Raw genomic sequence first — 25114 nt, forward strand, 5'->3', positions numbered from 1 at the left:
ATGGCTGTGTATACGTATAGATGTAGGCACGCCCACATGCGGCCTCGACCTCTTGGAGAGTTACCCGGTGGCGAACTTGTCCGCTCCCAGGTGGCTCCGGTACGTCTCCGTCATGAACGCGCTCACGACCACGAGGGCCAGGACCGCGGCGGCCGCGAGGTAGACCCACACGGCGTAGATCGTGTCGAAGCTGTTCACGAGCAGTGCGGCGACGAACGGCGTGATCCCCATGAAGATGGAGAACGAGCTGTTGTACGCGATGGCGCTCGCGCTGAACCGGGTGCGGGTCGCGAAGAGTTCGGCGGTGCAGACCGTGACGATGCCGGTCAGGAAGAACTCCGGGACGATGTAGATGAGCTGGCTGGCGATGGCCGCGCCGAACGTGCCGGCCTCGCCCACCCGGAAGGCCAGCGGCACCAGGACGATGCAGGCGACGGCGCCGGTGATCAGCATCGGTTTGCGGCCGATCCGGTCCGAGATGATGCCCGCCAGGGGCAGCAGCGGAATGAGCACGGCGACCGAGATCGCGTTGGACGTGAGCGCCATCCAGCGCGGCAGACCCAGCGTGCCGGTCAGGTACTCCGGATAGAACGTGACCCAGCTGTAGGACAGGATCGCGAGCATCACCGAGACGCCGCAGAAGACGAGCATCGGCCGCCACTGGGTGCGCATCGCTTCCCGGACGGGGGCCTTGACGACGTCGGCGCCGCCCTCCGTGGCGCGGACGAACTCGGGGGACTCCGAGATGTGCCGCCGCAGCCAGATGCCCACGGCGCTGAGCGGCAGCGCGAGCAGGAACGGGATGCGCCACCCCCATGACTCCAGTGCGGGGCCCTGGACCAGCCAGCTGGTCAGCGCCGCGGTGCCGGCTCCGGCGAGGATGCCGGCGAAACAGCTGTTGGACGCGTACGAGGCGTAGTAGCCGCGCCGGTTGGGCTCCGCCCACTCCACGATGAACGCGACGGCCCCGACGTACTCGCCGCCCGACACCATGCCCTGGACGACGCGGAGAACCAGGAGCAGCAGGGGCGCGAGGATCCCGATCTGCTGGTACGTCGGCAGAGCGCCGATCATGGCGGTGGCCACACCCATGAGCACGATGGTCCACAGCAGCGTCTTCTTGCGGCCCACACGGTCGCCCCAGCGGCCGACGAGCGTTCCGCCCAGCGGACGGAACAGGCAGGCGATGGCGATGATCGCGTACGTGCTCAGGACGGCGACGGCCTGGTTGCTCTGCGGGAAGAAGGCGGGGGCGAGAACCGGCGCCATGTAGCCGTAGAGGCCGTAGTCGAACTGTTCGACGAAGTTTCCGATGCTTCCCGCGCCGATGGCACGGCGTATCGCACTCCGCTTCTCCGTGTCGATCCCTTTGGGATCGGCTGCGGTGGTGGGCGGCGCTACAGCGGACATGGCTTCTCCGTTCGCGCGGTTTCGCGACTGTGCTCGTGTCTTTGGCAGTGCTTCAGAGATGCTTCTTGGCTGTGCATACGTATGAACTTCGCCGAACACTAAGGAGCGTGACGGGGGCCGTCAAGAGGTGGACGGAAGGGTTCCGACGCGGCCGCGGACCCGGGGCCCGGCGAGGGACCGGAACGTGTCCATCAGGACCTGCGCCATGTTGAAGAGCACCAGCTGGGCGCCCGCCCGCTCGGCGGCTCTGGCGCGCTCGGTGTCCGGCACGATCGTCATCACCGCCCGGCCCGCCTCGCGGGTGCCCCGGTGGGCCGTGGCGACGAGCGCGTCGACCACGTCCGGCCCGGGAAAGCCCTGGTCCGCCGCCAGGTCGGCGGGGCCCACGAGGACCGCGTCCACGCCCGGGGCCGAAGCGATCTCCCGCGCGGCGGCGCAGGCCCGCTCGGTCTCGATCATCACCACCACCAGGGCGTTCCGCGACGCGGCCACATGGTCGGCGGCGGAGACCGTGCCGAAACGGCCCGCTCTGCTGTACGTCGCGAACCCCCGGTTCCCCAGGGGCGGATAGTGGACCGAGGCCACCGCCCGTCTCGCGTCCTCGGCGGAGTCGACGTGCGGATGGATGATCCCCGCGGCCCCCAGGTCCAGGCAGCGCAGGGCGAGCGCGGGCTCGGCCGAGCCCACGCGCACCAGCACGTCGATGCCTTGGGCCGCAGCGGCCGTCAGATGGTGCTGGAGGAGCGCGGTGTCGGCCGGGCCGTGTTCGCAGTCGATGACCACGTAGTCCAGGCCCGCGACCCCCGCCATCTCCACCAGCGTCTCCGAGGGGAGCCGCAGCAGTGCGCCGTACAGCCGCTCGCCGGCGGTGAGCCGCTCCTTCAGGGAGCGGCGCCCCGCGCGCCCGCCGGGCGGACCGAGGGGGGCCTCGTGCGCCGTCACCGCGCGACCATCCCTGCACCAAGGGGGGCCTCGTGCGCCGTCACCGCGCGACCATCCCCGCCGAGAGGTCGATGTCCGCGCCGCACAGCCCGGGCATCCGGAGCATCGCGCTGACCGCCGCGCCGACCTCGTCCTCGGTCACCATCCGGCCGAGGGCCGAGCGCGACACGAACGCCTCCTCGGCCTGCGCGTAGCTGCCTCCGGCGCGTTCCGCCTCCAGGCGGAAGTTGCGCTCCATGCGCGGGCCCGCGACGGGCCCCGGGGAGAGGGAGTTGACCGTGACGCCCGCGGGTCCGACCTCGCCGGCCAGGGTGGTGGTCAGTCCGATGACCGCCATCTTGGACGCGCAGTAGGGAGTGCGCCGCAGCAACGGCCGCTTGCCCGACACCGAGGCGACGTTCACGACGTCGCCCGCGCCCCGTGCCGTCATGGCGGGCAGGAAGGCCCGGCACATGAGGAACACCCCGCGCACGTTCACGTCGAACACCTCGTCCCAGTCCCGTGCCGAGATCTCGGTCAGGGGCGCCACCGGCCCCGCGACACCGGCGTTGTTGACGAGCACGGAGATCTCCTCGCCCGCGAGGCCCGCCGCCAGCGCGTCCACGTCGTCGGGCCTGGACACGTCGCAGACCCGGTGGACCACTCCGGGGCCGAGCCGTGCGGCGGTCTCCTTCAGGGCCTGCTCGTTGCGGCCGGTGATCACCACCCGGGCCCCGTCCGCCAGCAGGGCCCGCGCGATGGCCGCACCGAGGCCGCTGCCGCCCCCGGTGACCAGCGCGGTGCGCCCGGCCAATGTCCCGGGCCCCGCAGGAGCCGACGCAGGTGCCGACGCGGGTGCCGCCGCCGGGACCGCCGCCGTCCCGCCGCTCATGCCGAGCCCGCCGCGCCCGCCGCGTCGTTCCACGGCAGCGTGCCGTCGCCGTACTTGGCGGCCCGCACGTCGCCGGAGCGTGCGTGCCCCTCGAACAGCTCGACGCGCGCCGCGCGCCCGCACACCTCGCCGAGGAGCGCCGACGAGGCGGTGTCGGTGACCTCCTGGTAGGTCACGGTCTTGAGGTACTTGCCCACCCACAGACCGCCCGTGTGTCGCGCGGCACCCCGGGTCGGCAGGACGTGGTTGGTGCCGATGACCTTGTCCCCGTACGAGACGCAGGTGCCCTCCCCGAGGAAGAGCGCGCCGTAGTCCCGCATCTTGTCCAGCGCCTGACGCGGGTTCTCCGTCAGGACCTCGACGTGTTCACTCGCGTACGAGTCCGCGATCGCGAAGGCCTCGTCCAGCGAGTCCGCCACGACGATCTCGCCGTGGTCGCGCCAGGCGGGAGCGGCGAAGTCCTTCGTCGGCATCCCCGGCAGCAACCGCTCCACGTGGGCTTCGACGGCCCGGCCGAGCTCCTCGGAGGTGGTGACGAGCACCGCGGGGGAGTCCGGGCCGTGCTCGGCCTGGGAGAGGAGGTCCACGGCCACCACGAAGGGGTCGGCGTTCTCGTCGGCGATCACCAGGATCTCCGTCGGGCCCGCGAACAGGTCGATGCCCACCTCGCCGAACAACTGGCGCTTGGCCTCGGCGACATACGCGTTGCCGGGGCCCGCGATCAGCGGCACCCGGCCGACCGTCTCGGTGCCGATGGCCAGGGCGGCCACGGCCTGGACGCCGCCGAGGAGGTGGATCTCGTCGGCCCCGGCCAGGTGCATGGCCGCGACCGTCGCGGCGGGGATCTCGCCGCGGATCGGCGGGGTGCAGGCGGCGACGCGCTCCACGCCGGCCACCTTCGCCGTCACGATCGTCATGTGCGCCGATGCGGTGAGCGGGTAACGCCCTCCCGGTACGTAGGCACCGGCGCCCGCCACGGGAACGTGCCGGTGCCCCAGGCGGACCCCGGGCAGGGTCTCGATCTCCACGTCGTGCAGCGAGTCGCGCTGGGCCTGGGCGAACGTGCGTACCTGGCGCTGGACGAAGCGGATGTCGTCCAGGACGGTCTCCGGCACGTCGGCGACGATCTTCCTGATTTCGTCGGGAGACAGCCGGAAGGACTCCGGGCTCCAGCCGTCGAACTTCTCGGAGTACTGACGGACCGCTGCGTCACCGCGGTCGCGGATGTCGTCGAGGATCGCGCGGACACGGTCGGCCACGTCGGCGCGGGCGGCATTGACCGCGCCCGCGGGCACGGGGGACTTGAGGAAACGAGGCATGACGGCTCTCTTCTCGGGGTTCTTTAGGGGGATGTTCTGGATGCGGGGCGTCCGGGCGACACCGGAGGTCCGGAGGCCTGGAGGCCTGGAGGCCTGGAGGCCCGGAGGCCCGGAGGCCCGGAGGCCGGGAGGTCTGGAGGCCTGGAGGCCCGGAGGCCGGTCAGGCGGTCGGCGGTGCGGTGGGGCCCGGGTGTGTGCGGAACACCGGCTCCCGTACGCGCGCGAGCAGGTCCCGCAGCGCGGCGGAGACGGCGGACGGCGCCTGCCAGGGCAGGAGGTGGCCCGCCCCGGGGACCTCGCGCAGTTCGGCGTCGGGCAGCGCCCCGGCGATGACCCGGTGGAAGTCCGGCGGGCACAGCGCGTCCCGCGTGCCGGACAGGACCACGGCGGGGCAGCGCGCGCCGCGCAGGGCGTCGACCGCGTCCCGGCGGGTCGCCTGAGCGGCGAGCTGGGCGCGCGCGGCCTCGGGCCCCACCGCACGGGCCATACGCCGATAACGCTCAGTTGCGGCTGCGACGAGTGCCGAAGCCGGGGGCGAAGCCGCGACCGAAGCCGAAGCCGCAGCCAGAACCGAAGCCGAAGTCGAAGCCGGGACCGAAGCCGCACCCGGAGCCGGAGCCGGTATCGGCGCGGAAGCCGCCCCGCCCGGCGGCCGGGAGGCCGGGAACATGCCCGGCAGGGTCTCTTCGACGACCTCCGCGAACCTGCCGTCCGCGATCAGACCGTCCATCGCACGCCACGCCGCGTACTGCTCGGGCCGCGGCGCCCCCGCGTTCGTCGACATGACGCAGAGTCCGGCGACCCGGTCCGGCGCGCGGCGCAGCGCCTCGAACGCGACGATGCCTCCCAGGCTGAGCCCGGCCACGACGAAGGGCCCTGTCACCGAGGCCAGCAGGTCGTCCGCCAGGGCCCCGATGTCCGGCTTTCCCAGGGCGAGATGGCGGACCGGACGGTCTTCGGGAAAGTCCACGTCCGGCCAAAGGTCCGGGCCGCACAGCATCCCGGGGACCACCACGAGCGGCAGCGGCCCGTACGGCGCTTGGGTGCGGGGCACGGCGGTCACCAGCGGCGCGCGGAGCGGGGGAGCAGTGCGTACGGGGCGACGTAGCCGTTGTGGTCGATGCCGAGGCCCGCGTCGGCGGCGCACTTGGCGACCTCCTCGTCCCAGTCCAGGCGGACGCGGCCGTCGCCGGAGTTGACGACCATGAGGTCGCCCTGCTCCTCGCCGACGTTGCGCAGGGTGCGCCAGGCGTCCTGCGGCACGGAGAGCATGTCGCGCGGGCCCAGGCGTACGGAGACGGGGTCGGTGCGGTTGAGGGTGATCTCCCACAGGCCGTCCTTGACGATCAGCGTCTGCGTCTCGTGTTGCCGGTGCGGGGAGACGCCCTGGCCCGGGTCGGCGCGCAGCCAGGCGACGTTGTGGCCGTGCGGGTTGAAGATGCGGGGCTCCTGGTGCGGGTCCTCCGTCATGCCGTATCCGATGACGCAGCTCAGCCGGACGCCGCCGCCCGGCAGGGTGCTGTCGAGGAAGGGCCGCTCGGACCAGACCAGTTCGTCCGCCGCCGCGACGCGGCGCTTCATCTCGTCGACGCCGTAGTGGCGCAGCCGGTCGATGTACTCCTGGGTCATCGGCTCGGTCAGCTCGGTGCCGGGCGGGATCTCGTCGCCGGCGACCGTGTCGATCAGCTGGTTGTCGGCGGTCAGGTACAGGCCGTGGCCCTCGGCCTCGCGCAGGACCGAGGGGCCCCAGATGATGCCGCCGGTGTGGTCCATGCCGAGCACGGTGAACATCCAGCCGTCGTCGGGGCCGGTGTTGGTGAAGCCGCGGAAGATCCAGGTGGGGACGGACGCGATGTCCCCGGCCTTGAGGAGGAGTTCGCCCTCGGTGCCGTCGGCGCCCCAGCGCAGCAGGTACTCGCCCTCGGTGCAGACGAACACCTCGGCGGTGTAGTGGAGGTGGAGGTTGTTGGTGATGCCGTGCGGCATGGCGGCCGCACCGATGTTGTAGCCGTGCGGAAGGCGGAGGTTGACGTGCTGGCCCGCGGCCTGCGAGACGCCGGGCCCGATCATCGCGTAGTTCTCCTTCCGGTCGGAGCCCGGCGTACGGCAGTCGATGAAGGCCTGGTTGCAGGAGACGAAGTCGCTGCGGCGCACCGTGCGGCGCCCCAGCTCGGCGGTGGACACGACGACATCGTTCATGGCTGCTCCTCCAACTGGAATACGTATGCATTCCATGACAGGTTCTGTGCTGTCCAATGTCAAGAGGTGCGGCATACGTATACTGAGAAGTCGGTCGCCGGGGTGGCGCGCCGGGCGACGAGGAGAGGGCCGATGGCGATCACGAGTCACGACGTGGCGAGGCTGGCCGGCGTCTCGCAGCCGACGGTCTCCCGCGCCCTGCGGGACGACAGCCGGGTGTCCGCGGCGACCCGCGAGAAGGTCCGGCAGGCGGCGCAGGCGCTGAACTACGTGCCCAGCGAGGCGGGCCGCACCCTGTCGACCCGGTCCACGCGCCGCATCGGGGTGATCGTGACCGACCTGACGAACCCCTTCTACCCGCACGTCGTCGCCCCGCTGCACGACGAGCTCCAGCTCCTGGGGTATCGCATGATGCTCCTCACCGAGCGCTCCGACGAGGCGGTGGCCGAGGAGAAGCTCCTGGACCAGTCGCTGGACGGCGTGGTGCTGGCGACGGCCACCACCGACTCCGCCCTGCCGGCGCAGCTCGACCGCCGCGGCATGCCGTACGTCTTCCTCAACCGCGACACCGGCGGCCGTGGCGACTACGCCTCCGTGGTCGACAACGAAGGCGGTGGACGCCTGGTCGCCCACGAGTTGGCCGGGCTCGGGCACCGCCGGATCGCCGGCATCTTCGGCGCGGCCAACACCACCACCGGACGCGAGCGGGAGCTGGGCTTCCGGCTGGCCCTGGCGGACGCGGGCATCGGCCTCCCCGAGGACCGCGTGGTGCGCGGCGCCTTCGAGTACGAGACCGGGTACCGGGCGCTGCCCCATCTGCTCGGCGCGGCCAAGACGCCCACGGCGGTCTTCTGCGGCAACGACGTGGTCGCCATCGGGGTCCTGAACGCGGCCCTCGCGGCCGGGCTCCGGGTCCCCGACGACCTGACCGTGATCGGCTTCGACGACCTCCCGATGGCGGCCTGGGAGGTGTTCCGGCTGACCACGGTCCGCCACGACCTGCGGGAGCTGTCGCGTCAGGCGGCGCGGCTGCTGGTGCGGCGCATCGACGGCGAGGCGGACCCCAAGGGCGAGCGCCTGGTCCTGCCGACCGAGTTCGTGCCCCGGGCCACGCACGCCAGGCTCCCCTGAGGCCCTGAGGCCCTGAGGCCCTGAGCGCTCAGCCCTGCCCCGCCAACACGTCCGGCCCGACGCCGGTCCCACCGCCGGCGTCGGTGTCGTCCGTGTCGCCGGTGGCGCCGGTGGCGCGAGTGCCGCCCGCGTCGTCGGTGGGCCGGTCGCCGTGCCGCCGCTGCCGCAGGACCCCCACGGTGACCAGGACCGCGGCCAGGGCGAGGGAGAGCCAGAGTTCGAGGCGGTGGCCGGGCAGGACCGCCATCAGGACCAGCACCCCGGCGATGAACGCGATCGTGGCGAGGGTCAGATAGGGGAACGCCCACATCCGCACCTCGGTGGGCCGCGGCTCCTTGCGGCGGGTGGCGTACTGGGTGATGGCGATGACCATGTACATCATCAGGGCGATCGCCCCGCTGGAGGCGATGAGGTACGTGAAGACGCTCGGCAGCAGATAGTTGGCGATCACCGCGGCCACGCCGATGACCGTCGAGGCGAGGACCGCGTTTCGGGGCACACCGGCCGCCGAGGTGGCGGCGAGCGCCTTCGGGGCGTCCTGGCGGCGGGCCAGGGAGAACGCCATGCGCGACGCGGTGTAGATGGCAGAGTTGAGGCAGCTGCTCACCGCCACGACGAGCACCACGTCCATGATCAGCCCGGCGCCCGGGATGTTCATCCGGTCGAGGACGGCCTGGTAGGAGCCGTCGGCCAGCGCATCGGAGTTCCACGGCACGAGGCTGACCACGACGAAGATCGAGCCGACGTAGAAGAGGCCCAGGCGCCACACGACGGCACGGACGGCCTTCTTGATGTTCTTCTTCGGCTCCTCGGACTCGGCGGCGGCGATCGTGACGATCTCGCTGCCCTGGAAACTGAACATCGCCGTCAGGAGTCCGGCGAGCACGGCGACCCCGCCCTTGGGGGCGAAGCCTCCGTCGCTCCACAGATGAGACACGCCGTGGGCGTCCGATCCGGGCAGGAACCCGAAGATCGCGAGCGCGCCGAGCACGAGGAAGGCGACGATCGCGACGACCTTCAGGAGCGCGAACCAGTACTCGAACTCGCCGTAGTTGCGCACGGCGAGGAGATTGCTCCCCGCGAGCAGGGCGATCATGGCGAGCGCCGGAATCCAGCTCGGCACCGAGGTGAGGCCCGCGATGACCTCACCGGCGGCGATGGCCTCGATCGGAATGACGAGGATGTAGAACCACCAGTAGAGCCACCCGATGGAGAACCCGGCCCAGCGGCCCAGGGCGCGGTCCGCGTAGGTGGAGAACGAGCCGGTGTCGGGGTGGGCGACGGCCATCTCCCCGAGCATCTGCATGACGAGCACCACCAGGGCGGCGGCCAGCAGGAACGAGATCAGGACGGCGGGACCGGCGGCCGCGACGGCGGTGGACGAGCCGACGAACAGTCCGGCCCCGATCACGCCGCCGATGGAGATCATGGTGATCTGGCGGCCCTTGAGCCCCTGCTGGAGGGCGGGGCCCGCGTGCGAGGGGGCCGGGTCGGGCGAGGGGTGGTGCATGGGGAGATCCTCGGGGGGAGTGGGAGCGCGGGTGCCCTTGGTACGGGACGGTACTCACTCGTCCCGGGCCGCCGACACCGGCGGCGACCCGGGGATCGGCCACCCGGAGCGTGACGCTCCGGGCGGCCGGTTCCTCGCCCCTCGGCCGGAACCGGCCGGCAGGCGAGGCGGAGGACGGATCAGAGCTGCTCGCGCAGCGCCTGCGGAACGGCGTCGAAGGCGCCGGACGTGCGGCCGATCCGGTCGATCCGGAGGGTGGCGGTCGCCCCGTGGGCGGCCAGGCCCTCGAAGGCGGAGATCCGCTCGACGGCGGGTGCCAGGGAGGCCGTGCCGTCCTTGGCGGCCCGCTGGTACGTGAGGGGCTTGAGGAAGCGCGAGACGGAGAGCCCCGCGTTGTAGCGGGCCGTCTTGCCGGTCGGCAGCACGTGGTTCGTGCCGGCGATGCCCTTGTCGGAGTAGGCGACGGTGGACCAGGCGCCCAGGAAGACCGAGCCGTAGTTGGTGAGGTTCTGGAGGTAGAAGTCGTCGTCCTCCGTCTGGATCTCCAGGTGCTCGGGGCCGAGGATGTCGGCGACGGCCACAGCCTGGTCCCGGTCGCGCACCACGATGACGGAGCCGAAGTCGCGCCAGGCGGGTCCGGCGATGTCACGGGTGGCGAGGGTCTCCAGCTGGCGGTCCATCTCCGCGGCGACCGCCCGGCCCAGCTTCTCGGAGGTGGTGATCAGCGCGGCCGGGGAGTTCGGGCCGTGCTCGGCCTGGCCGAGCAGGTCCGCCGCGACCCAGACCGGGTCGGCGGTGTCGTCGGCGATGACGGCGACCTCGGACGGGCCCGCCAGGAGGTCGATGCCGACCTGCCCGAAGAGCTGTCGCTTGGCCTCCGTGACGAAGGCGTTCCCGGCGCCGACCAGCATGTCGACCGGGGCCTCGCCCAGCAGGCCGAACGCCATCGCGCCGAGGGCCTGGACGCCGCCCACGGCGAAGACCCGGTCGGCCTTGGACAGGTAGGCGCCGTAGAGCACGGCCGGGTGGGCGCCGTGCTCGCCCGAGGGCGGGGTGCACGCCACCACGGTGGGAACGCCCGCCGTCTTGGCGACGCCCACGGTCATGAAGGCGCTGGCCAGGAGCGGGAAGCGGCCCGCGGGGAGGTAGGCGCCCACACGGGACACCGGGACGTACCGCTGTCCGCCGGCCACGCCGGGGGCGACTTCGATCTCGAAGTCGGTCAGGTGCTCGCGCTGCGCGGAGGCGAAGCGGTGCGTGCGCTCGTAGCCCATCTCCAGGGCGGTACGGACGTCGGCGGGCAGGGCGTCCCCGGACTTCTTGAGCTCGGTGGCGCCGATCTCCAGGTCGCCGGACCAGCCGTCGAGCTCCTTGCCGTAGGCGCGGACCGCGTCCATGCCCTTGCTCTCGATCTCCTTCAGCATCTGGGAGACGCGCTCGACCACCTTGGGGTCGCGCTGGGCGGGGGGACCGTCGACCTCCGGCTTCTTGAGCCACTGGAAGGGAGCGAGGGTCTTCTGTTCGTCGTGCGTGATCTGCATGTCCGGGACGGTAGACGCGACGCTGCCACAGGACCAGAGGGGCGATTCCTGCACCTCCCACAGGGTTTCCCTGTGGGATTTCCCTGTGGGTCCATCACGCGGGCCGGGTCAGGTCAGCAGTCCGTTGCCGATCTCCCGGATGGTGTCCTCGGCGAGGCGGGCGAGCTCCCTGGTGGCGCGGGACAAGGGCCGGCCGCGCCGCCTGACCAGCGCGATCGTGTCGTACAGAGGCTCGGCGAAGGGAGCGGTGCGCAGTCCGGCCGGGAAGGAGGGGCTGGAGATCACCGCACGGCTCGCGATGGTGTCGCCGACGCCGGCCGCCGCCAACTTCAGGGCCGCTTCGACGTGTTCGAGCTCGATGAGGGGGTCGATGCGGGCCCCGGCGAGCTGGGCGCGCTCGGCGAGCTGGCGCCGGGTGGGGTCCTTCCAGCCGTAGTGCGCGTCGTACAGCACGAGGGGCGCGCGGGAGAACTCCTCGATGGTCACGGGGGCGCGGGTGCGTTCGGCGCTCGCGCTGACGTAGTGCACCTCGTCCCGCATCAGGGGAGTGATGGCGAGCCCCTCGTCGTCGATGGGCAGGATGACGAGCCCGGCCTCGATGTCCCCGGCCGCGACGGCGCTCGCCGTCTCGGCGGAGTTCTGGCCCACGAGCCGTACGCGGACGGCCGGGTACCGGGCGTGGAACATCTGCACCAGGTTGGAGAGCAGGTAGTAGTCGGCGTTGCGCAGCACTCCGAAGGTGGCGGTGCCGCCGCCGAGCGACCCCAGGGAGTGCACGGCCCGCGTCCCGCTGTCCGCCGCGGCCACCGCCTCCTGGGCGTACGGCAGCAGCTCGCGTCCGGCGGAGGTCAGGGTCAGGGTGCGGCTGCCGCGCAGGAACAGCTCCGCCTCCAGCTCCCCTTCGAGGCGCCGGACCAGCTCGGACGCGGACGCCTGGGCGATGTCCATGGCCTGCGCGGCGGCGGTGAACGACCCGAGGCGCTCGGCCTCGACGAAGGCCCGCAGCTGGTTGAGGGTCATGCCGCACGTCCCTTGCGGCCGGATTCCGGGAGGCGCTCTGAGGAGCTGGTTCGGTGCATACCCGCACCTTAGGAAACGCCGGGGCGCGGGCGGGATCGGCGGGGGCCTTTCACCAGCCCGTGAACAGCAGATGGTTCACCAGGAGCGCGAGGACCGCCTGTGCGGTGAGCCAGGGGCGCCGGGCCGCGCGGGGGAGCAGTGCCGTCGCCGTGAGGAGGAAGGTGGCGAACGGCAGCCAGATGCGTTCCGTCTCCGCCTTGCTCATGCCGGAGAGGTCGGCGGCGAGCAGGGCCAGGAGGGCGGCCAGGACGAGGGCGGTCAGGCGGTCGGCGGGCGTGGTCCGGCCGGTGCGCAGGCGCACGAGCGCGCCCGGCGCCGACGCCACCGTCCGGCGCAGGCCCGCGACCGTCGCGAGACCCACCACCAGCACCGTGCAGGCGAGATTGGCCCAGACGAAGTAGCCGTACGGCCGGATGCCGCCCGCGCCCTGGTAGTAGCGCTCGACGAGCAGGTGGTAGGCCTCCCACCAGTCGAAGCCCGCCAGCGTGAAGGCGAGCGGGACGACGGCGGCCCCCGCCAGGAACAGCGGGACCGGGCGCAGGGTGCGGGTGATCAGCAGGACGGCCGCGGCGACGAGACCGAACAGGGGCAGGCCGTACGAGAGGTAGCAGGTGAGGCCGAACAGCAGGCCCGAGCCGAGCGCCGCGGCGGCCGGGAAGCGGACCGTGCGGGTCGCGGCCAGCGCGAGCAGGGCGATCGTCCAGGCCGTGACGGCGGCGAAGTAGCCGTCCGCGGAGACGCCGACCCAGATCGCGGCCGGGGCCAGGACGAGGAAGGGCGCCGCGCGGCGGGCGGTGGCCTCGTCGGCCAGGGCGCGCAGGGTGATCAGGACGGCGAGTACGGCGGTGCTGCCCACCGTGACGCAGAACGCCGCGGCCCAGGCGCCGCCCCCGAGGCCGACGCGGTCCAGCAGGACGAAGGTGAGGGTGGCGCCCGGCGGATGGCCCGCGGTGTGGGCGGGCCAGTGGTCGGGCGAGTCGATGAGGATGTGCCGCGTGAAGTCCCGCAGCGTCGCCGGGATGTCCTCGAAGCGGTCGACGCTGCGGAGGTACTCGTACTTGGTGGTGAGCCGCTCCGCCACGCCCCGGTGGAAGCCGTCGATCAGCGCGAGGGACCAGATCCAGGCCAGGGAAGCGGCCCAGGCGCCGAGCAGAAGCGCCCGCCAGGACAGCCGGGCGGCGAGAGCGGGGCCGTAGGCGATCACCGCGACGGCGAGCGCGAGCGCGGCGGGTGTGCCCGGCCCGACGTGCGGATCCCACCGGGCGTACAGCGGGGGCCAGTTGAGGTGCAGGGTGCCGTCCGCGGCTTCGACGGACGCGCCGATGACGACGGCCGCGGCGACGACCAGCGCCGCGATTCCGGCGACGGTCAGGTCACGGCGGTGCCCGGTGCGTTCTGTGGTGCTCACGACTGCACCGTAGGCGCGAGGGGCGCCGGTGAACGGGCTCCGACGGGCGACGTCAGCGTTTCGTCATGAGTCATGGACCCATCGGCGGACATGGTCCGGCATACGGTCGGATCATGCCCCCCGGACCACGTCCCACCTCTCCCGCCGACCCCGGTTTCTGGCGCAGCCCGCTGCGCGGACCGTGGCTCACCTCGGTTCTCGGCGTCGTCCTGCTGGCCGGTGTCACCGTGCTGTTCGTGACCGGCCTGCTGTCGTACGCCGCGTACAACCCGGATCTCTCGCCCGTCAACGACAAGACCCCGGACAAGGGGCTGCTCGGCTTCTACCTCTTCGACTGGCCCACCGGCCCGCACTGGCTCTACCGCCTCACCCAGGGTGTGCACGTCACGCTCGGCATCACGCTGATCCCGGTGCTGCTCGCGAAGCTGTGGTCGGTGGTCCCGAAGCTCTTCGCGCTGCCCCCGGTGCGGTCGGTGGGGCACGCGCTCGAACGCGTGTCGCTGCTGCTGCTGGTCGGCGGCGCCCTGTCCGAGTTCGTCACCGGCGTCCTCAACGTCCAGCTGGAGTACCTTTTCCCCGGGTCGTTCTACCCGCTGCACTTCTACGGTGCCTGGGTGTTCTTCGGCGCGTTCGCGGCGCACGTCGTGCTGCGCCTGCCCCAGGTCGTCCGCGTGCTGCGGGAGCGGGGCTGGCGTGAGCAGCTGCGGGATCCGCGCCCCGAACCGCCCGACGAGCAGGGCCTGGTGGCGCCCCGGCCCGCCGAGCCGACCGTGTCGCGGCGGGGAGCGCTCGGCATGGTCGGCGCGGGTTCGGCCCTGCTGTTCGTGACGACGGCGGGTCAGACGGTGGACGGGCCGCTGCGCCGCGCCGCCTTGTTCGCGCCGCACGGCGGCGGTGATCCGGGAAGCGGGCCGAACGGCTTCCAGATCAACAAGACGGCCGCCAAAGTGGGCATCGAGCGGCAGGACACCGGTGAGCGGTGGCGCCTGGTCGTCGACGGACCACGCGGGGAGATCAGCCTCTCGCGGAGCGACCTGCTCCGGCTCCCGCAGCACGAAGCGGCGCTGCCCATCGCCTGCGTGGAGGGCTGGTCGACCTCGGACCAGGAGTGGCGCGGCGTGCGGCTGCGCGACCTCGCGGCGCTCGCCGGGTTCGATGAGGACCCTCCGGGCGTGCTCGTGGAGTCCCTGCAACGGCGCGGTGCCTTCCGCAGGGCCGCGTTGCGCGACAACCAGGTGCGTGACCCGCGCTCGCTCCTCGCGCTGCGCGTCAACGGCGCGGATCTGTCGCCGGACCACGGCTATCCGGCGCGGATCATCGTGCCGGCCGCGCCCGGTGTCCTCAACACCAAGTGGGTGTCCCGTCTGACCTTCGGAGAGCTGTGATGAGCGATCGTGCACACCGGCCGGGGCCGACGGGCCGGCGAGGGCCGACGGGCTGGCGGGGGCTGACGGGCTGGCGGGGGCTGACGGGCCGACTTCGGCGCTGGTACGGCGAAGGGCCGCTGCAACTCCTCGTGCTGCTCGCCTCGTTCGCGCTCGCGGGATACGCGGGGGTGCGCCTCCTGGACGGCGACCGGCTGCTGATCGCCGCCTGGTTCGTCGGTGCGGCGCTGGTGCACGATCTGCTGTTCGTGCCCGCGTACGCGCTCGCCGACCGGGCCCTGCGAGCCGCCGTGGGGCGGCGGGAGCGCAGGGCCTGGATCACCTTCGTACGCGTTCCGGCGTTCCTGTCGGGCCTGCTGTTGCTGGTGTGGTTCCCGCTCATCACCGGGCAGGTGGAGCGGTACGAGTCCGCCACCGGGCTGCCCGAGGACGCCTATCTGGTGCGGTGGCTGCTCGTCACCGCCGTGCTGTTCGCGGTGTCCGCCCTGTGCCGGGTGCTTCAGGTGCGCCGTGCGCGGCGCAGCGCCAGGAAGGAGCGGCCCGAGGCGGTCCACTGATCGGCCGGGCTCCAGCCGAGCGGCCGGGCGTGGCGCAGCAGGGCGGGGGCGCCGAGCCGGGCCCAGGGGAACACCTCGCCCGGTGTGCCCCGCCCGTCGTCGACGTGCACCTCCACCCGCTCGTCGACGTCCATCGGCGCGGCCTCGGCGATCAACAGACCACCCGGGGCCAGGAGTTGCGCGACCCGCGTGAGCAGCGCCGCGGGGTCGCCGCCGATGCCCACGTTGCCGTCCATGAGCAGGGCCGTCCCCCAGCGCCCCTCGCCCGGGAGCGCGTCGAAGACGGAACGCAGCAGCGCGGAGCCGCCGAGCCGCAGGGTGTGCTCGACGGCCGCCTGGCTGACGTCGACCCCCAGGACGCGGTGGCCCTCGGCGGCGGCCCCGGCCACCAGGCGCCCGGGACCGCAGCCGATGTCCAGGACACTGCCCTCGCAGCGGCGCAGTGCCGAGAGGTCCGCCGCATCCGCACGCGCGCACCAGCGCTCGACGTCGAGGGGCAGCAGCCAGCCGTCGCCGCGGCGCAGGAACAGCGGTCCGTGGCCCTTGCGCAGGGCCTCGGTATACGGGTCCGCGCGCCAGGGGGCGGCCACGGGCGCCGCCACGGGCGCCGTACGGCTGTGGCCGGTGTCCGGCGGTGCCGTGCTCATCGGCCGCCGCCTTGCCCCGGCTGCCCGGCTGTCGTGGCGAGGCGGGCGAGGGTGGCGGCGAAGCGGCTGCCGGGTGCGGCCGCGGCGACCTCCCCGGCGTCGTCGGCCGTGTCCACGTCGCGCAGCGGGGGCAGGTCGCGCACCCGCAGTCCGGCGCCGGTCAGCCGGGCGCGTTGCAGGGCGCCGGTGTCGGGCCTCGACATGGGGACGCCGCGCAGGAGCCGCGGATCGGGCTCGGCCAGGCCGAGGGCCCAGAATCCGCCGTCGAGGGCGGGGCCGAACCAGGCGTCGCAGTCCTGCCAGGCGTCGGGGCCGAGCGCGGGGGCGAGCAGGCCGGGGGTGAGCTGCGGGGTGTCCATGCCGACCAGGAGGGCCGGCCCGCTACAGGCGGCGAACGCCGCGGCCAGCCGTTCGTCCAGGCCGCCCGCGCACTGGGGGATCACCTCGATGCCGGCCGGGTGCCAGGGCCCCGGCCGTCCGTCGAGGACCAGGACCCGGCGGCGGGCGGGCGCCGCGAGCACGGCGGCGAGGGTGTCGGTGAGCGAGGCGGCGGCCAGCTCGGCGGCTTCCTCGGGGGTGTAGGGCGGGGTGAGGCGGGTCTTCACCCGTCCCGGCAGGGGCTCCTTGGCGATGACGAGCAGGGTCGTGCCGGCGGGGGTCACAGCGCACCGCCCGCCACGCGCCGCGCGTCGTCGGCGGGCGCCGGCCGGGGTGGTTCCGCGAGCACCGCGCGCATGTCGCGCACCGCGTGCCACGTCCCCCGCCACGTCCCGGTCACCTTCGACTTGCCCGAGCGCGGCAGGTACGGCACGTCCCGCTCCTCGATCCGCCATCCGGCGTCGGCGGCCCGTACGACCATCTGGAGCGGATAGCCGCTGCGCCGGTCGGTCAGGGCGAGCCCCAGCAGCTCCTCGCGCCGCATGGCCCGCATCGGGCCCAGGTCGTGCAGCCGTACGCCGGTGCGCCGCCGCAGCAGGTGCGCGAGCGCCAGGTTGCCCGCGCGTGCGTGCGCCGGCCAGGCGCCGCGGCCCCGCGGGCGCCGCCGCCCGACGACCAGGTCGGCCCCGCCCTCGGCCACTCGGCGGACGAAGGGGCGCAGCAGCCCCGGATCGAGGGAGGCGTCGCAGTCGCAGAAGCACACCACGTCGGCGTCCGAGGCCAGGAGGCCCGCGTGGCAGGCGGCCCCGAAGCCGCGCCGCGGCTCCCGCACGACGGTGGCGCCCAGGGCGCGGGCGATGTCCGGCGAACCGTCGGTGGAGCCGTTGTCGACGACGACGGCCCGCCAGCCCGCGGGAACGCGTTCGAGCACCCAGGGCAGTGCCGCGGCCTCGTCGAGACAGGGCAGGACCACGTCGACCCGGACGGCGCGGGCGTCGGAGGCCTCGGGTGCGCCGGGTTCTACGGAGGGGGAGGGGGTCATGTGACTCACCCTATGAATCCGGACCGGACATATCGGACTTGAGGTTCTTACGAAACGGGGACGTCGGCAACCGGAAGTACGTCTGACCGGCGGGTCTCCGCGCCTCAGGTGCGAGGCTTGCCCCATGCAGTCATCACCGCAGGACCACCCGCCCGCCGCCGGGTCCGCCGGGTCCGCCGGGCCCGGCGCGAATGGCGGGAACGGCGCGAACGGCGGGAGCGGCGGGAGCGGCGCGCTCCGGGTGCTCGTCGTGGACGACGACCCGACCGTCGCCGAAGTCGTCGCGGGCTACCTGGAGCGCGGCGGCTACACGGTCGACCGCGCCGAGGACGGTCCCGGCGCGCTGGAGCGGGCCGGGGCGTTCCGGCCCGACCTCGTCGTCCTCGACCTGATGCTGCCCGGCATGGACGGCCTCGAAGTGTGCCGGCGGCTGCGCGCCACGGGCCCGGTGCCCGTCATCATGCTCACCGCCCGCGGCGACGAGGACGACCGGATCCTGGGCCTGGAGGTGGGGGCCGACGACTACGTCACCAAGCCGTTCAGCCCGCGCGAACTGGTCCTGCGGGTGGAGTCGGTGCTCCGGCGCAGCCACGCCGTGCGCGCTCCCGAAGGCGTCGCCACGCTGGGGGCCGCCGGCCTGTGGGTGGACCCGGCGGCGCGCCGCGCGACGAAGAACGGCACCGAACTCTCCCTCACCCTGCGTGAGTTCGACCTCCTCACCTTCCTGCTGCGCCATCCGGGGCAGGCCTTCGGGCGGGAGGAGCTGATGCGGGAGGTGTGGGGCTGGGAGTTCGGCGACCTGTCCACCGTCACGGTCCATGTCCGCAGGTTGCGCGGCAAGGTCGAGGACGATCCCGCCAGGCCGCGGCTCATCCAGACGGTGTGGGGGCTGGGGTACCGCTTCGACGTGCCGGACGCGGTTCCGGCGGTTCCGGCGGTTCCGGCGGACGTCGCCGGGCTCACCGGCCTCGCCGACCGGCGCCCGCCCGCTTCCCGTACCCCCCAGGATGCCCCTGTGCCGCCCCGAGACGAAAGCTGACCCATGCCCATGCAGGACGTCCTGGTCATCGCCCTCTTCGCCTTCCTCGGGGCCGCGAGCGCCGGGCTGGTGGGAGCCCTGATACTCCGGTTGCTGCGGCACCGCTCGCTCGTGGTGGCGATGGCCGTCGTGGCGGCCGTCGCGGTGCTGGCGATGCTGGCCGGGACGCTCGCGGTCGCCTGGGAGATGTTCCTCTCGCCGCACGACCTGAGCGTCGTCACCATCGTCGTGGCGATGGCCGCCGTGGTCTCGCTCGCCACCGCCCTGCTGCTCGGCCGCTGGGTGGTCGCCCGCAGCAACGCCCTGACCCTGGCGGCCCGTTCCTTCGGCGACGGCGGCAGCTTCGCGGCGCCACCCGAGCCGGTGAGTGCGGAACTCGCCGCGCTCACGCGGGAGTTGGAGGCGACCAGCGCCAAGCTCGCCGAAGCCGGAGAGCGCGAGCGCGCCCTGGAGCGGTCCCGGCGTGAGCTGGTCGCCTGGATCTCGCACGACCTGCGCACCCCGCTGGCCGGGCTGCGGGCCATGTCCGAGGCCCTGGAGGACGGCGTGGCGGCCGAACCGGACCGCTATCTGCGCCAGATCCGCACCGAGGTCGAACGCCTCAACTCCATGGTCGGGGACCTCTTCGAGCTCTCCCGCATCCACGCGGGCGCCCTGGCCCTGTCGACGGCCCGCATCTCCGTCTACGACCTCGTGGGCGACGCGCTCGCGGGGGTCGATCCGCTGGCCCGCGAGCACCGGGTGCGGCTGGTCGGCGACAGCGTCGAGGCCGTCCCGGTGGAGGTCGACAGCAAGGAGATGAGCCGCGTCCTGGGCAACCTCCTGGTCAACGCGATCCGCCGGACGCCGGCCGACGGGACCGTCGCGGTGGCCGCCGAGCGCTCCCCGGACGGCGTGGTCCTGTCCGTGACCGACGGCTGCGGCGGCATCCCCGAGGAGGACCTGTCCCGCGTCTTCGACACCGGCTGGCGCGGCAGCCAGTCCCGCACGCCCCCGGCGGGCGCGGGCCTCGGCCTCGCGATCGTGCGCGGCATCGTCGAGGCCCACCAGGGCCGGGCGGCCGTACGCAACGTGGCGGGAGGCTGCCGCTTCGAAGTGACGCTACCGACGGCGAGCGCGTAGCCCTTGCCCGCCCACGCCCGTCCGTCCACTGCCGCCCGCCCTGCGACTCCTGGCACGCTCGCCCGGCTCGCCCTCTCGCCGCGCCGAGCGTGAAGCCAAGTCCGACCGCCGGCGCGGCCCCCCGCCACCATCGAGGCCCACCAAGGCCGGGCGGCCGTACGCAACGTGACGGGCGGTCGAACACGTCCGTCCGTCCACTCCCGCCTCCCTGCGACTCCGGGCACGCCCGCCCGGCTCGCCCTTTCGCCGCGCCGGGCGTGATGCCGAGTCCGACCGCCGGCGCGGCCCCCCGCCACCATCGAGGCCCACCAAGGCCGGGCGGCCGTACGCAACGTGACGGGCGGTCGAACACGTCCGTCCGTCCACTCCCGCCCGCCCCGGCACGCCCACCCCGCCCGGCACGCCCGCTCGCCGCGCTACGCGCAAAGCCAAGTCCGACCGCCTGGCGCTACCCCCGCAGCGGCGCCTTGGCGAACGAGGTCATTCCCTCGGTGAAGCCCACCTCGGCTCGCCAGCCCAGCTCCGCCCGCAGCCGACCCGAGTCCGCCGTGACGTGCCGGACGTCCCCGAGGCGGTACTCGCCCGTCACCGCCGGGTCCGGTCCGCCGAACGCCCGGGCCAGCTCATGGGCCATCTCCCCGACGGTGTGCGGCTCACCGCTGCCGGTGTTGTACGCCGTGAAGGCCCCGGCATCCCGCGCGTGCAGGGACTCCAGCGCCAGGGCGTTGGCCGCCGCCACGTCCCGCACGTGGACGAAGTCCCGCCGCTGGCGGCCGTCCTCGAAGACCTGGGGCGCCTCGCCCCGCTCGAGGGAGGAACGGAAGAACGACGCCACACCGGCGTACGGGGTGTCGCGCGGCATGCCGGGGCCGTACACGTTGTGGTAGCGCAACGACACCGCGCGCCCGCCGCTCGCCCGCGCCCACGCGGCGGCCAGGTGCTCCTGCGCCAGCTTGGTCGACGCGTACACGTTGCGCGGATCGGCGGGCGCGTCCTCGCCCACCAGGCCCGGCCGCAACTCGGCCCCGCAGTCGGGGCACAGGGGCTCGAAGCGCCCGGCGTCCAGGTCCGCCGCCGCACGAGGCCCCGGCCGGACCACCCCGTGGCGTACGCACGCGTAGCGCCCTTCGCCGTACACGACCATCGAACCGGCGAGCACCAGGTCGCGTACCCCTGCCTCGGCCATCGCGGCGAGCAGGACGGCCGTGCCCAGGTCGTTGCAGCCGACGTACTCGGGGGCGTCCGCGAAGTCCTTGCCGAGCCCCACCATCGCCGCCTGGTGACAGACCGCGTCCACCCCGCGCACCGCCTCCCGCACCGCGTCGCGGTCCCGGACGTCGGCGACCGTCCACCGCGCGCCGGCGGGCGGCCGCGGCGGATCGGCGTGGGCCGAGGGCAGCAGGGCGTCGAACACCGCCACCTCGTGCCCGCGTTCGGTGAGGGCGTCGACCACGTGCGATCCGATGAACCCGGCTCCGCCGGTGACAAGTACGCGCATGCCGCCACGCTAGGCGCGCCGACCAGGGGATTCGGTCAGCGACGGGGCTTCGTCACGACTCCGTAAGGACGCCGCCGTGACGGATCCCGCTCGGTTTGCTGAAATCCGTAATACCGGTGGGCATACTGCTGCCATGCCTTGAGGTGGTCTCTCCCGTTGCCGGAACGGCCGTACGGAGGTGGTCCGGATGACGCTTCAGACATCCGTCAGGCAGGGCTGCCTGGTGGTGAAGATGCCCCCGGAAGTGAGTGTCGGCAACGCCGAGGAACTGCGCCGGGAATTACGTGAGCTGTGCCGGACCCGCCTTGACCGCTCCTCCCGCGACCGGGTGTCGGCGGTGGTCGTGGACTGGGCGGACGTGCCGTTCCTGACCCTGACCGGGGTGGCCGTCCTGGAGGACTTCCGGGAGCGGGCGGTCGAACGCGGGGTCCCGATCCGGCTGGTGGCCTCGCGCCGGGTGCCGCGCGCGGTGCTGCGCATCGCGGGTCTGGACGGCGTCCTCGCGATCCACGACACGGTGGAGCAGGCGCTGGCCGGCGGCAGGGCCTCCGGTGAAGGACGGGGTCGGCCCGAGATCGGGAAGACCTCCTGATGCCGGGGGCGGACGGATGGTGCGGACATGACCAACGGCGAACGCCGGCGGAACCACGGGACCCCGACGAGTCACCTGGGTGACCACCTGGGGCTGATCTCCCAGTTCACCGAGCAGGCGCGGGTCGGTCTCGAAGAGGAGAACGACACCGCGCGGATCTTCATGGCGGTCTACTCCGGTTTCCTCGTGGAGGCCGGAGCGGGGATCCGCTGGCTCCTGGAACCGTCCTTGATCGAGCGGGCGACCGTCGCCGTCCGCCGGGCGGCCCCCCGGGCAGGACGGACACAACGCGACCTGGCCACCCGCCTGCTGGCCACCTTGTGGACGGCGGGCGTCGTCGCCGGTGTCGACACCGAGGACTGGATTCGCAGCGCCCCCGAACTCCCCGGGATCTGTCTGCGCATGGCCGCCGAGGTCGCCGACGCGCCGGACACCGGAACCTCGCCGTGACGCAGGAGGAGCAGGTCGGCGGCAGCCCGGGCGGGATCACGTATGACGTGCCGCCGTCACCACGCCCCGCGCCACCCCGAGTGCGACCAAGTCCTGTGGACGCAGCCGCAGTTGCTCCGCCGTCGGCCGGATCTCGCCGGGTCCGCGCTTGAGGATGGCGGCGGCCGACTCCGGGGCGATCACCGAGAAGTAGCTGTCCGGCGTGGCCCACAGGTTGTCCGGCGACGCCAGCGCGAGCGCCCCGCCGGAGCCGCCCTCGCCGATGACCAGGGAGGTGACCGGCACCGGCGCGGTGGCGACGGCGGCGAACAGATCGGCGATCGCCGCGCCCGCGCCCGCCCGTTCGGCCTCCGCCCCGTTCGCGGCTCCCGGGGTGTCGACGAGCGTCAGGACGGGAATCCCGAGCCGCCCCGCGAGCCGGACCAGCCGGGTGGCGGTGCGGTAGCCGGCGGGCGTCGTGGCCGTCCCGCACTGCGCCGCGAAGGCGACCGTCCGCCCCTCGCGCCGCCCGAACCCGCAGAGCATCCCCGGGTCCGCGCCCCCGCACCGATCGCCGCGCAGCGGGACGCGATCGGTGAAGTAGGCGTCCAGATAGGCCGTCGCGCGCGGCCGTTCGGGCGCCCTGGCGCGGCTGACGGCTTCCCAGCCGGTGGCGGGCAGGTCCCCGTGGCCGAGCCCGGCAGGGGGCTCGGCAGCGGCAGGCGCGGCGCCGTCGGCGGTCGGGTGGACGATCCCCGCGTCGGCCAGCAGCCCCAGGCGCAGGGCCAGCGCCTCGCGCAGCTCCTCGGGGCGTACGACGTCGTCGATCGCGCCCGCCGCGAGCTGGGACTCGGCGGTGTACGCGGCCGGATCCGCGTCCGCCGGGCGCACCCGGGACCCGGCGAAGCCGACCTGGCTGCCGGGCAGGGCCAGGATCAGGTCGGCGCCCGCGCCCAGGGTGGCCCAGCCGCCGCCCGTGGTCGGATCGCGCAGGACGGCGATCCGGGCCAGGCCGGCCGCCCCGGTGAGCTCGGACTGCCGGGCCACGCGCTGGAGTTGGACCAGGGCGCGCATGCCCTCCTGCATCCGGCTGCCCCCGGTCGCGATCAGCGAGACGACGGGCAGCCGCCGGTCCCGGGCGTGCCGGTGAGCGGCCTCCAGGCGGTCTCCCGTGCGCTCGCCGAGGGAGCCGCCCAGGAAGCCGAACTCGAAGGAGACGATCACCGCGCGGGTGCCGCCGACGGAGGCGGTCGCGCACACCACCGACTCCCGCTCGCCGGTGCGCTGCTCGGCGCGGGCGCGGGATGCGGCATACCCCTGCCAGGCCAGCGGGCCGTCCCCCCTCGTGTCCGCCGACGCCGTTTCCGGATCGGGGAGTTCGTGGAAGCTGCCCGGGTCGGCCACCGCGTAGAGGGCCTCACGGGCGGTGGCGCGGGCGGTCGGAGGCGGCGGTGGAGGCGGTGGAGGCGCGGGGTGGGCGGGGCCCGAGGGTGTCGGCTCAGGCATGGAGGGATCGCTTCATGATCTTCCCCATGTCGTTGCGGGGGAGCTCCGTCAGGTGGCGCACGGTCCGTGGGCGCTTGTGCGGGGCGAGCTGGGCGGCCACGTGGTCCGCCAGTTCGCGGTCGGTCGGCGGCTGTTCGGGGTCCGTCGGCACGATCCAGGCGACGATGCGCTCGCCCAGGTCGTCGTCCGGCTCCCCGGTCACGGCGGCCTCCCGGACCCCCGGGTGTTCGAGCAGGGCGTTCTCGATCTCACCGGCGCCGATCTTGTAGCCGCCGCTCTTGATGAGGTCGGTGGCCTTGCGGCCGACGATGCGCACATAGCCGTCGGCGTCGAGCACCGCCATGTCGCCGGTGCGGAACCAGCCGTCGGCGGTGAAGGCGGCGGCGGTGGCGTCGGGCCGGTTCAGGTACTCGGTGAACAGATTCGGGCCGCGCACCTCGATCTCGCCGACCTCCGCCGGATCCGTCGTCTCGGCTCCCTTCTCGTCCACGAGCCGCAGCTCGACCCCGCGCAGCGGCACCCCGACGGTTCCGGCGCGCGGTTCGCCGTCGGCGCGCACGCTGGTGTTCATCAGGGTCTCGGTCATGCCGTACCGCTCGATCACCCGGCGCCCGGTGGCGGCCGCGATGCGCTCGTGGTCGTGCACGGGCAGTGCGGCGGACCCCGAGACGAGGATCCGGGCCCCGGAGAGGGCCTTGGCGAGAGCCGGGTCGGCGGGCAGCGCCTCCGCGATGCGGTGGTACATGGTGGGCACGCCGAACAACATCGTGGCCCCGTGGTCCAGTTCGTGCCGCACGCCTTCGACGGAGAACCGGCCCAGGTGCCGCACCGAGCCGCCCCGGCGCAGCGGGCCGAGGATGCCGAGGATCAGTCCGTGCACGTGGAACAGCGGAAGCCCGTGCACCAGGACGTCGTCGGACGTCCACCCCCAGGCGTCCTCCAGGGCGTCCAGGGTGGTGGCGATGGCCCGGCGCGGCAGCACCGCGCCCTTGGGGGGTCCTGTCGTGCCCGAGGTGTAGACGACCAGGGCGGGGGACTGCGGGTCGGGCTCGGCGTGCGGCGGCGCCGGGGAGTCCGTGCCGCCGGTGAGGGTGATGTCCGTACGCCGCAACGCGCCCAGGGCCGCCGGGAGTTCGTCGCCCGGGGCCGCGAGCACCACCGTCGGCGCGCTGTCCGTCACGATGTGCCCGAGCTCGCGCTCGCCGGTCTTCGGGTTCAGCGGCACCACGGGGACGCCGGCGAGCAGCGCGGCCACCACGCCGACGGCGGTCTCCAGGGTCGGCGTGGCCCACAGCGCGACCCGGCGGGCCGAGCCGATCGACTTCGCCAGGGAGCCTGCCGCGGCGGCGAGTTCGGCGTACGTCAGCGAGCGGTCCCCGAAGCGCAGGGCCGGGAGGTCGGGGGCCGCGGCGAGGGCCGGGAAGAGGGGCGGGTGGGGAGAACTCACGCTGCGTGTCTCCTTGGTCGTCGTGGGGGCGTGCGGGGGTGGCCGGTGGGCTTGTGCTGGT

The 25114-nt window shown here is 73.6% G+C and carries 23 protein-coding genes; 7 read left to right on the plus strand and 16 right to left on the minus strand.

Features of this window, described 5'->3' with window-relative positions; translation table 11 throughout:
* Positions 1–60: 60 nt before the first annotated feature.
* The 6 genes from QBL25_RS34690 to QBL25_RS34715 all read right to left on the minus strand — a co-directional run bounded on the left by QBL25_RS34690 (position 61) and on the right by QBL25_RS34715 (position 6741).
* The gene (locus QBL25_RS34690; RefSeq protein WP_409060902.1) at positions 61–1410 is read right to left on the minus strand and encodes an MFS transporter; all 1350 of its coding nucleotides are present in this window, start codon (positions 1408–1410) and stop codon (positions 61–63) included.
* Positions 1411–1530: 120 nt separating this feature from the next.
* A complete protein-coding gene (locus QBL25_RS34695) occupies positions 1531–2352 on the minus strand; it encodes an HpcH/HpaI aldolase family protein (protein ID WP_409060903.1) in 822 nt (273 codons plus the stop codon).
* A 40-nt stretch (positions 2353–2392) separates the two neighbouring features.
* On the minus strand, positions 2393–3223 hold the full coding sequence (locus tag QBL25_RS34700) for an SDR family NAD(P)-dependent oxidoreductase (protein WP_409060904.1): 831 nt from the start codon (positions 3221–3223) through the stop codon (positions 2393–2395).
* On the minus strand, positions 3220–4542 hold the full coding sequence (gene hisD, locus QBL25_RS34705) for a histidinol dehydrogenase (RefSeq protein ID WP_409060905.1): 1323 nt from the start codon (positions 4540–4542) through the stop codon (positions 3220–3222). Before hisD (QBL25_RS34705) ends, QBL25_RS34700 begins: the two co-directional genes overlap by 4 nt.
* A 160-nt stretch (positions 4543–4702) precedes the next feature.
* Positions 4703–5596: an alpha/beta fold hydrolase gene (locus tag QBL25_RS34710; RefSeq protein ID WP_409060906.1), complete on the minus strand. Its 894-nt coding sequence runs from the start codon at positions 5594–5596 to the stop codon at positions 4703–4705.
* A gap of 5 nt (positions 5597–5601) precedes the next feature.
* A complete protein-coding gene (locus QBL25_RS34715; protein ID WP_409060907.1) occupies positions 5602–6741 on the minus strand; it encodes a hypothetical protein in 1140 nt (379 codons plus the stop codon).
* Between the two features lie 132 nt (positions 6742–6873).
* Between QBL25_RS34715 and QBL25_RS34720 the strand changes: the two genes are divergently transcribed.
* Entirely contained in the window at positions 6874–7872 is a 999-nt protein-coding gene (locus tag QBL25_RS34720) for a LacI family DNA-binding transcriptional regulator (protein ID WP_409060908.1), read from the plus strand.
* 28 nt (positions 7873–7900) lie between these two features.
* On the opposite strand, the gene QBL25_RS34725 is transcribed toward QBL25_RS34720, so the two are convergent.
* From QBL25_RS34725 to QBL25_RS34740, 4 genes are all read right to left on the minus strand, one after another.
* On the minus strand, positions 7901–9382 hold the full coding sequence (locus tag QBL25_RS34725; protein ID WP_409060909.1) for an amino acid permease: 1482 nt from the start codon (positions 9380–9382) through the stop codon (positions 7901–7903).
* 179 nt (positions 9383–9561) lie between these two features.
* On the minus strand, positions 9562–10923 hold the full coding sequence (hisD, locus tag QBL25_RS34730) for a histidinol dehydrogenase (RefSeq protein WP_409060910.1): 1362 nt from the start codon (positions 10921–10923) through the stop codon (positions 9562–9564).
* Positions 10924–11031: 108 nt separating this feature from the next.
* Positions 11032–11943: a LysR family transcriptional regulator gene (locus tag QBL25_RS34735; protein ID WP_409060911.1), complete on the minus strand. Its 912-nt coding sequence runs from the start codon at positions 11941–11943 to the stop codon at positions 11032–11034.
* A gap of 109 nt (positions 11944–12052) precedes the next feature.
* Positions 12053–13411, minus strand: a complete 1359-nt coding sequence (locus QBL25_RS34740; RefSeq protein WP_409060912.1) for a hypothetical protein — start codon at positions 13409–13411, stop codon at positions 12053–12055.
* Positions 13412–13524: 113 nt separating this feature from the next.
* Between QBL25_RS34740 and QBL25_RS34745 the strand changes: the two genes are divergently transcribed.
* Both QBL25_RS34745 and QBL25_RS34750 read left to right on the plus strand, forming a co-directional pair.
* On the plus strand, positions 13525–14796 hold the full coding sequence (locus QBL25_RS34745) for a molybdopterin-dependent oxidoreductase (protein ID WP_409060913.1): 1272 nt from the start codon (positions 13525–13527) through the stop codon (positions 14794–14796).
* Positions 14796–15353, plus strand: coding sequence for a hypothetical protein (locus QBL25_RS34750; protein WP_409060914.1), 558 nt, complete (start codon positions 14796–14798; stop codon positions 15351–15353). The genes QBL25_RS34745 and QBL25_RS34750 overlap by 1 nt, the downstream gene beginning before the upstream one ends.
* Here QBL25_RS34750 and QBL25_RS34755 read toward each other — a convergent pair.
* The 3 genes from QBL25_RS34755 to QBL25_RS34765 are packed head-to-tail and all read right to left on the minus strand — an operon-like array spanning position 15296 to position 17420.
* On the minus strand, positions 15296–16000 hold the full coding sequence (locus tag QBL25_RS34755) for a class I SAM-dependent methyltransferase (RefSeq protein WP_409060915.1): 705 nt from the start codon (positions 15998–16000) through the stop codon (positions 15296–15298). The genes QBL25_RS34750 and QBL25_RS34755 overlap by 58 nt on opposite strands.
* A complete protein-coding gene (locus QBL25_RS34760) occupies positions 15997–16662 on the minus strand; it encodes a DUF2064 domain-containing protein (RefSeq protein ID WP_409060916.1) in 666 nt (221 codons plus the stop codon). Before QBL25_RS34760 ends, QBL25_RS34755 begins: the two co-directional genes overlap by 4 nt.
* Positions 16659–17420 carry a glycosyltransferase family 2 protein gene (locus QBL25_RS34765; RefSeq protein WP_409060917.1) on the minus strand — a complete coding sequence of 254 codons (762 nt, stop codon included), beginning with the start codon at positions 17418–17420 and terminating at the stop codon, positions 16659–16661. Before QBL25_RS34765 ends, QBL25_RS34760 begins: the two co-directional genes overlap by 4 nt.
* 241 nt (positions 17421–17661) lie before the next feature.
* On the opposite strand from QBL25_RS34765, the gene QBL25_RS34770 reads away from it, so the two are divergent.
* A complete protein-coding gene (locus tag QBL25_RS34770; RefSeq protein WP_409062884.1) occupies positions 17662–18459 on the plus strand; it encodes a response regulator in 798 nt (265 codons plus the stop codon).
* 9 nt (positions 18460–18468) lie between these two features.
* Positions 18469–19581 carry a sensor histidine kinase gene (locus QBL25_RS34775; RefSeq protein ID WP_409062885.1) on the plus strand — a complete coding sequence of 371 codons (1113 nt, stop codon included), beginning with the start codon at positions 18469–18471 and terminating at the stop codon, positions 19579–19581.
* Positions 19582–20029: 448 nt separating this feature from the next.
* Here the strand turns inward: QBL25_RS34775 and QBL25_RS34780 are convergent, their stop codons facing one another.
* Complete coding sequence (locus QBL25_RS34780; protein ID WP_409060918.1) at positions 20030–21079, minus strand: NAD-dependent epimerase/dehydratase family protein; 1050 nt, start codon at positions 21077–21079, stop codon at positions 20030–20032.
* A 187-nt stretch (positions 21080–21266) separates the two neighbouring features.
* Between QBL25_RS34780 and QBL25_RS34785 the strand changes: the two genes are divergently transcribed.
* Together QBL25_RS34785 and QBL25_RS34790 are read left to right on the plus strand one after the other, a co-directional pair.
* Positions 21267–21671 (plus strand): STAS domain-containing protein, encoded by a 405-nt coding sequence (locus QBL25_RS34785; RefSeq protein WP_409060919.1) that lies wholly within the window; start codon positions 21267–21269, stop codon positions 21669–21671.
* 27 nt (positions 21672–21698) lie between these two features.
* Complete coding sequence (locus QBL25_RS34790; RefSeq protein WP_409060920.1) at positions 21699–22121, plus strand: hypothetical protein; 423 nt, start codon at positions 21699–21701, stop codon at positions 22119–22121.
* Positions 22122–22157: 36 nt separating this feature from the next.
* Here QBL25_RS34790 and QBL25_RS34795 read toward each other — a convergent pair whose 3' ends face one another.
* Complete coding sequence (locus QBL25_RS34795) at positions 22158–23606, minus strand: carboxyl transferase domain-containing protein (protein ID WP_409060921.1); 1449 nt, start codon at positions 23604–23606, stop codon at positions 22158–22160.
* Positions 23599–25053 (minus strand): acyl-CoA synthetase, encoded by a 1455-nt coding sequence (locus tag QBL25_RS34800; RefSeq protein ID WP_409060922.1) that lies wholly within the window; start codon positions 25051–25053, stop codon positions 23599–23601. The genes QBL25_RS34795 and QBL25_RS34800 overlap by 8 nt, the downstream gene beginning before the upstream one ends.
* Positions 25054–25114: the final 61 nt, after the last annotated feature.

Source organism: Streptomyces sp. SYP-A7185 (assembly GCF_046103685.1).
In the GTDB taxonomy this organism is placed as follows: Bacteria; Actinomycetota; Actinomycetes; order Streptomycetales; family Streptomycetaceae; genus Streptomyces.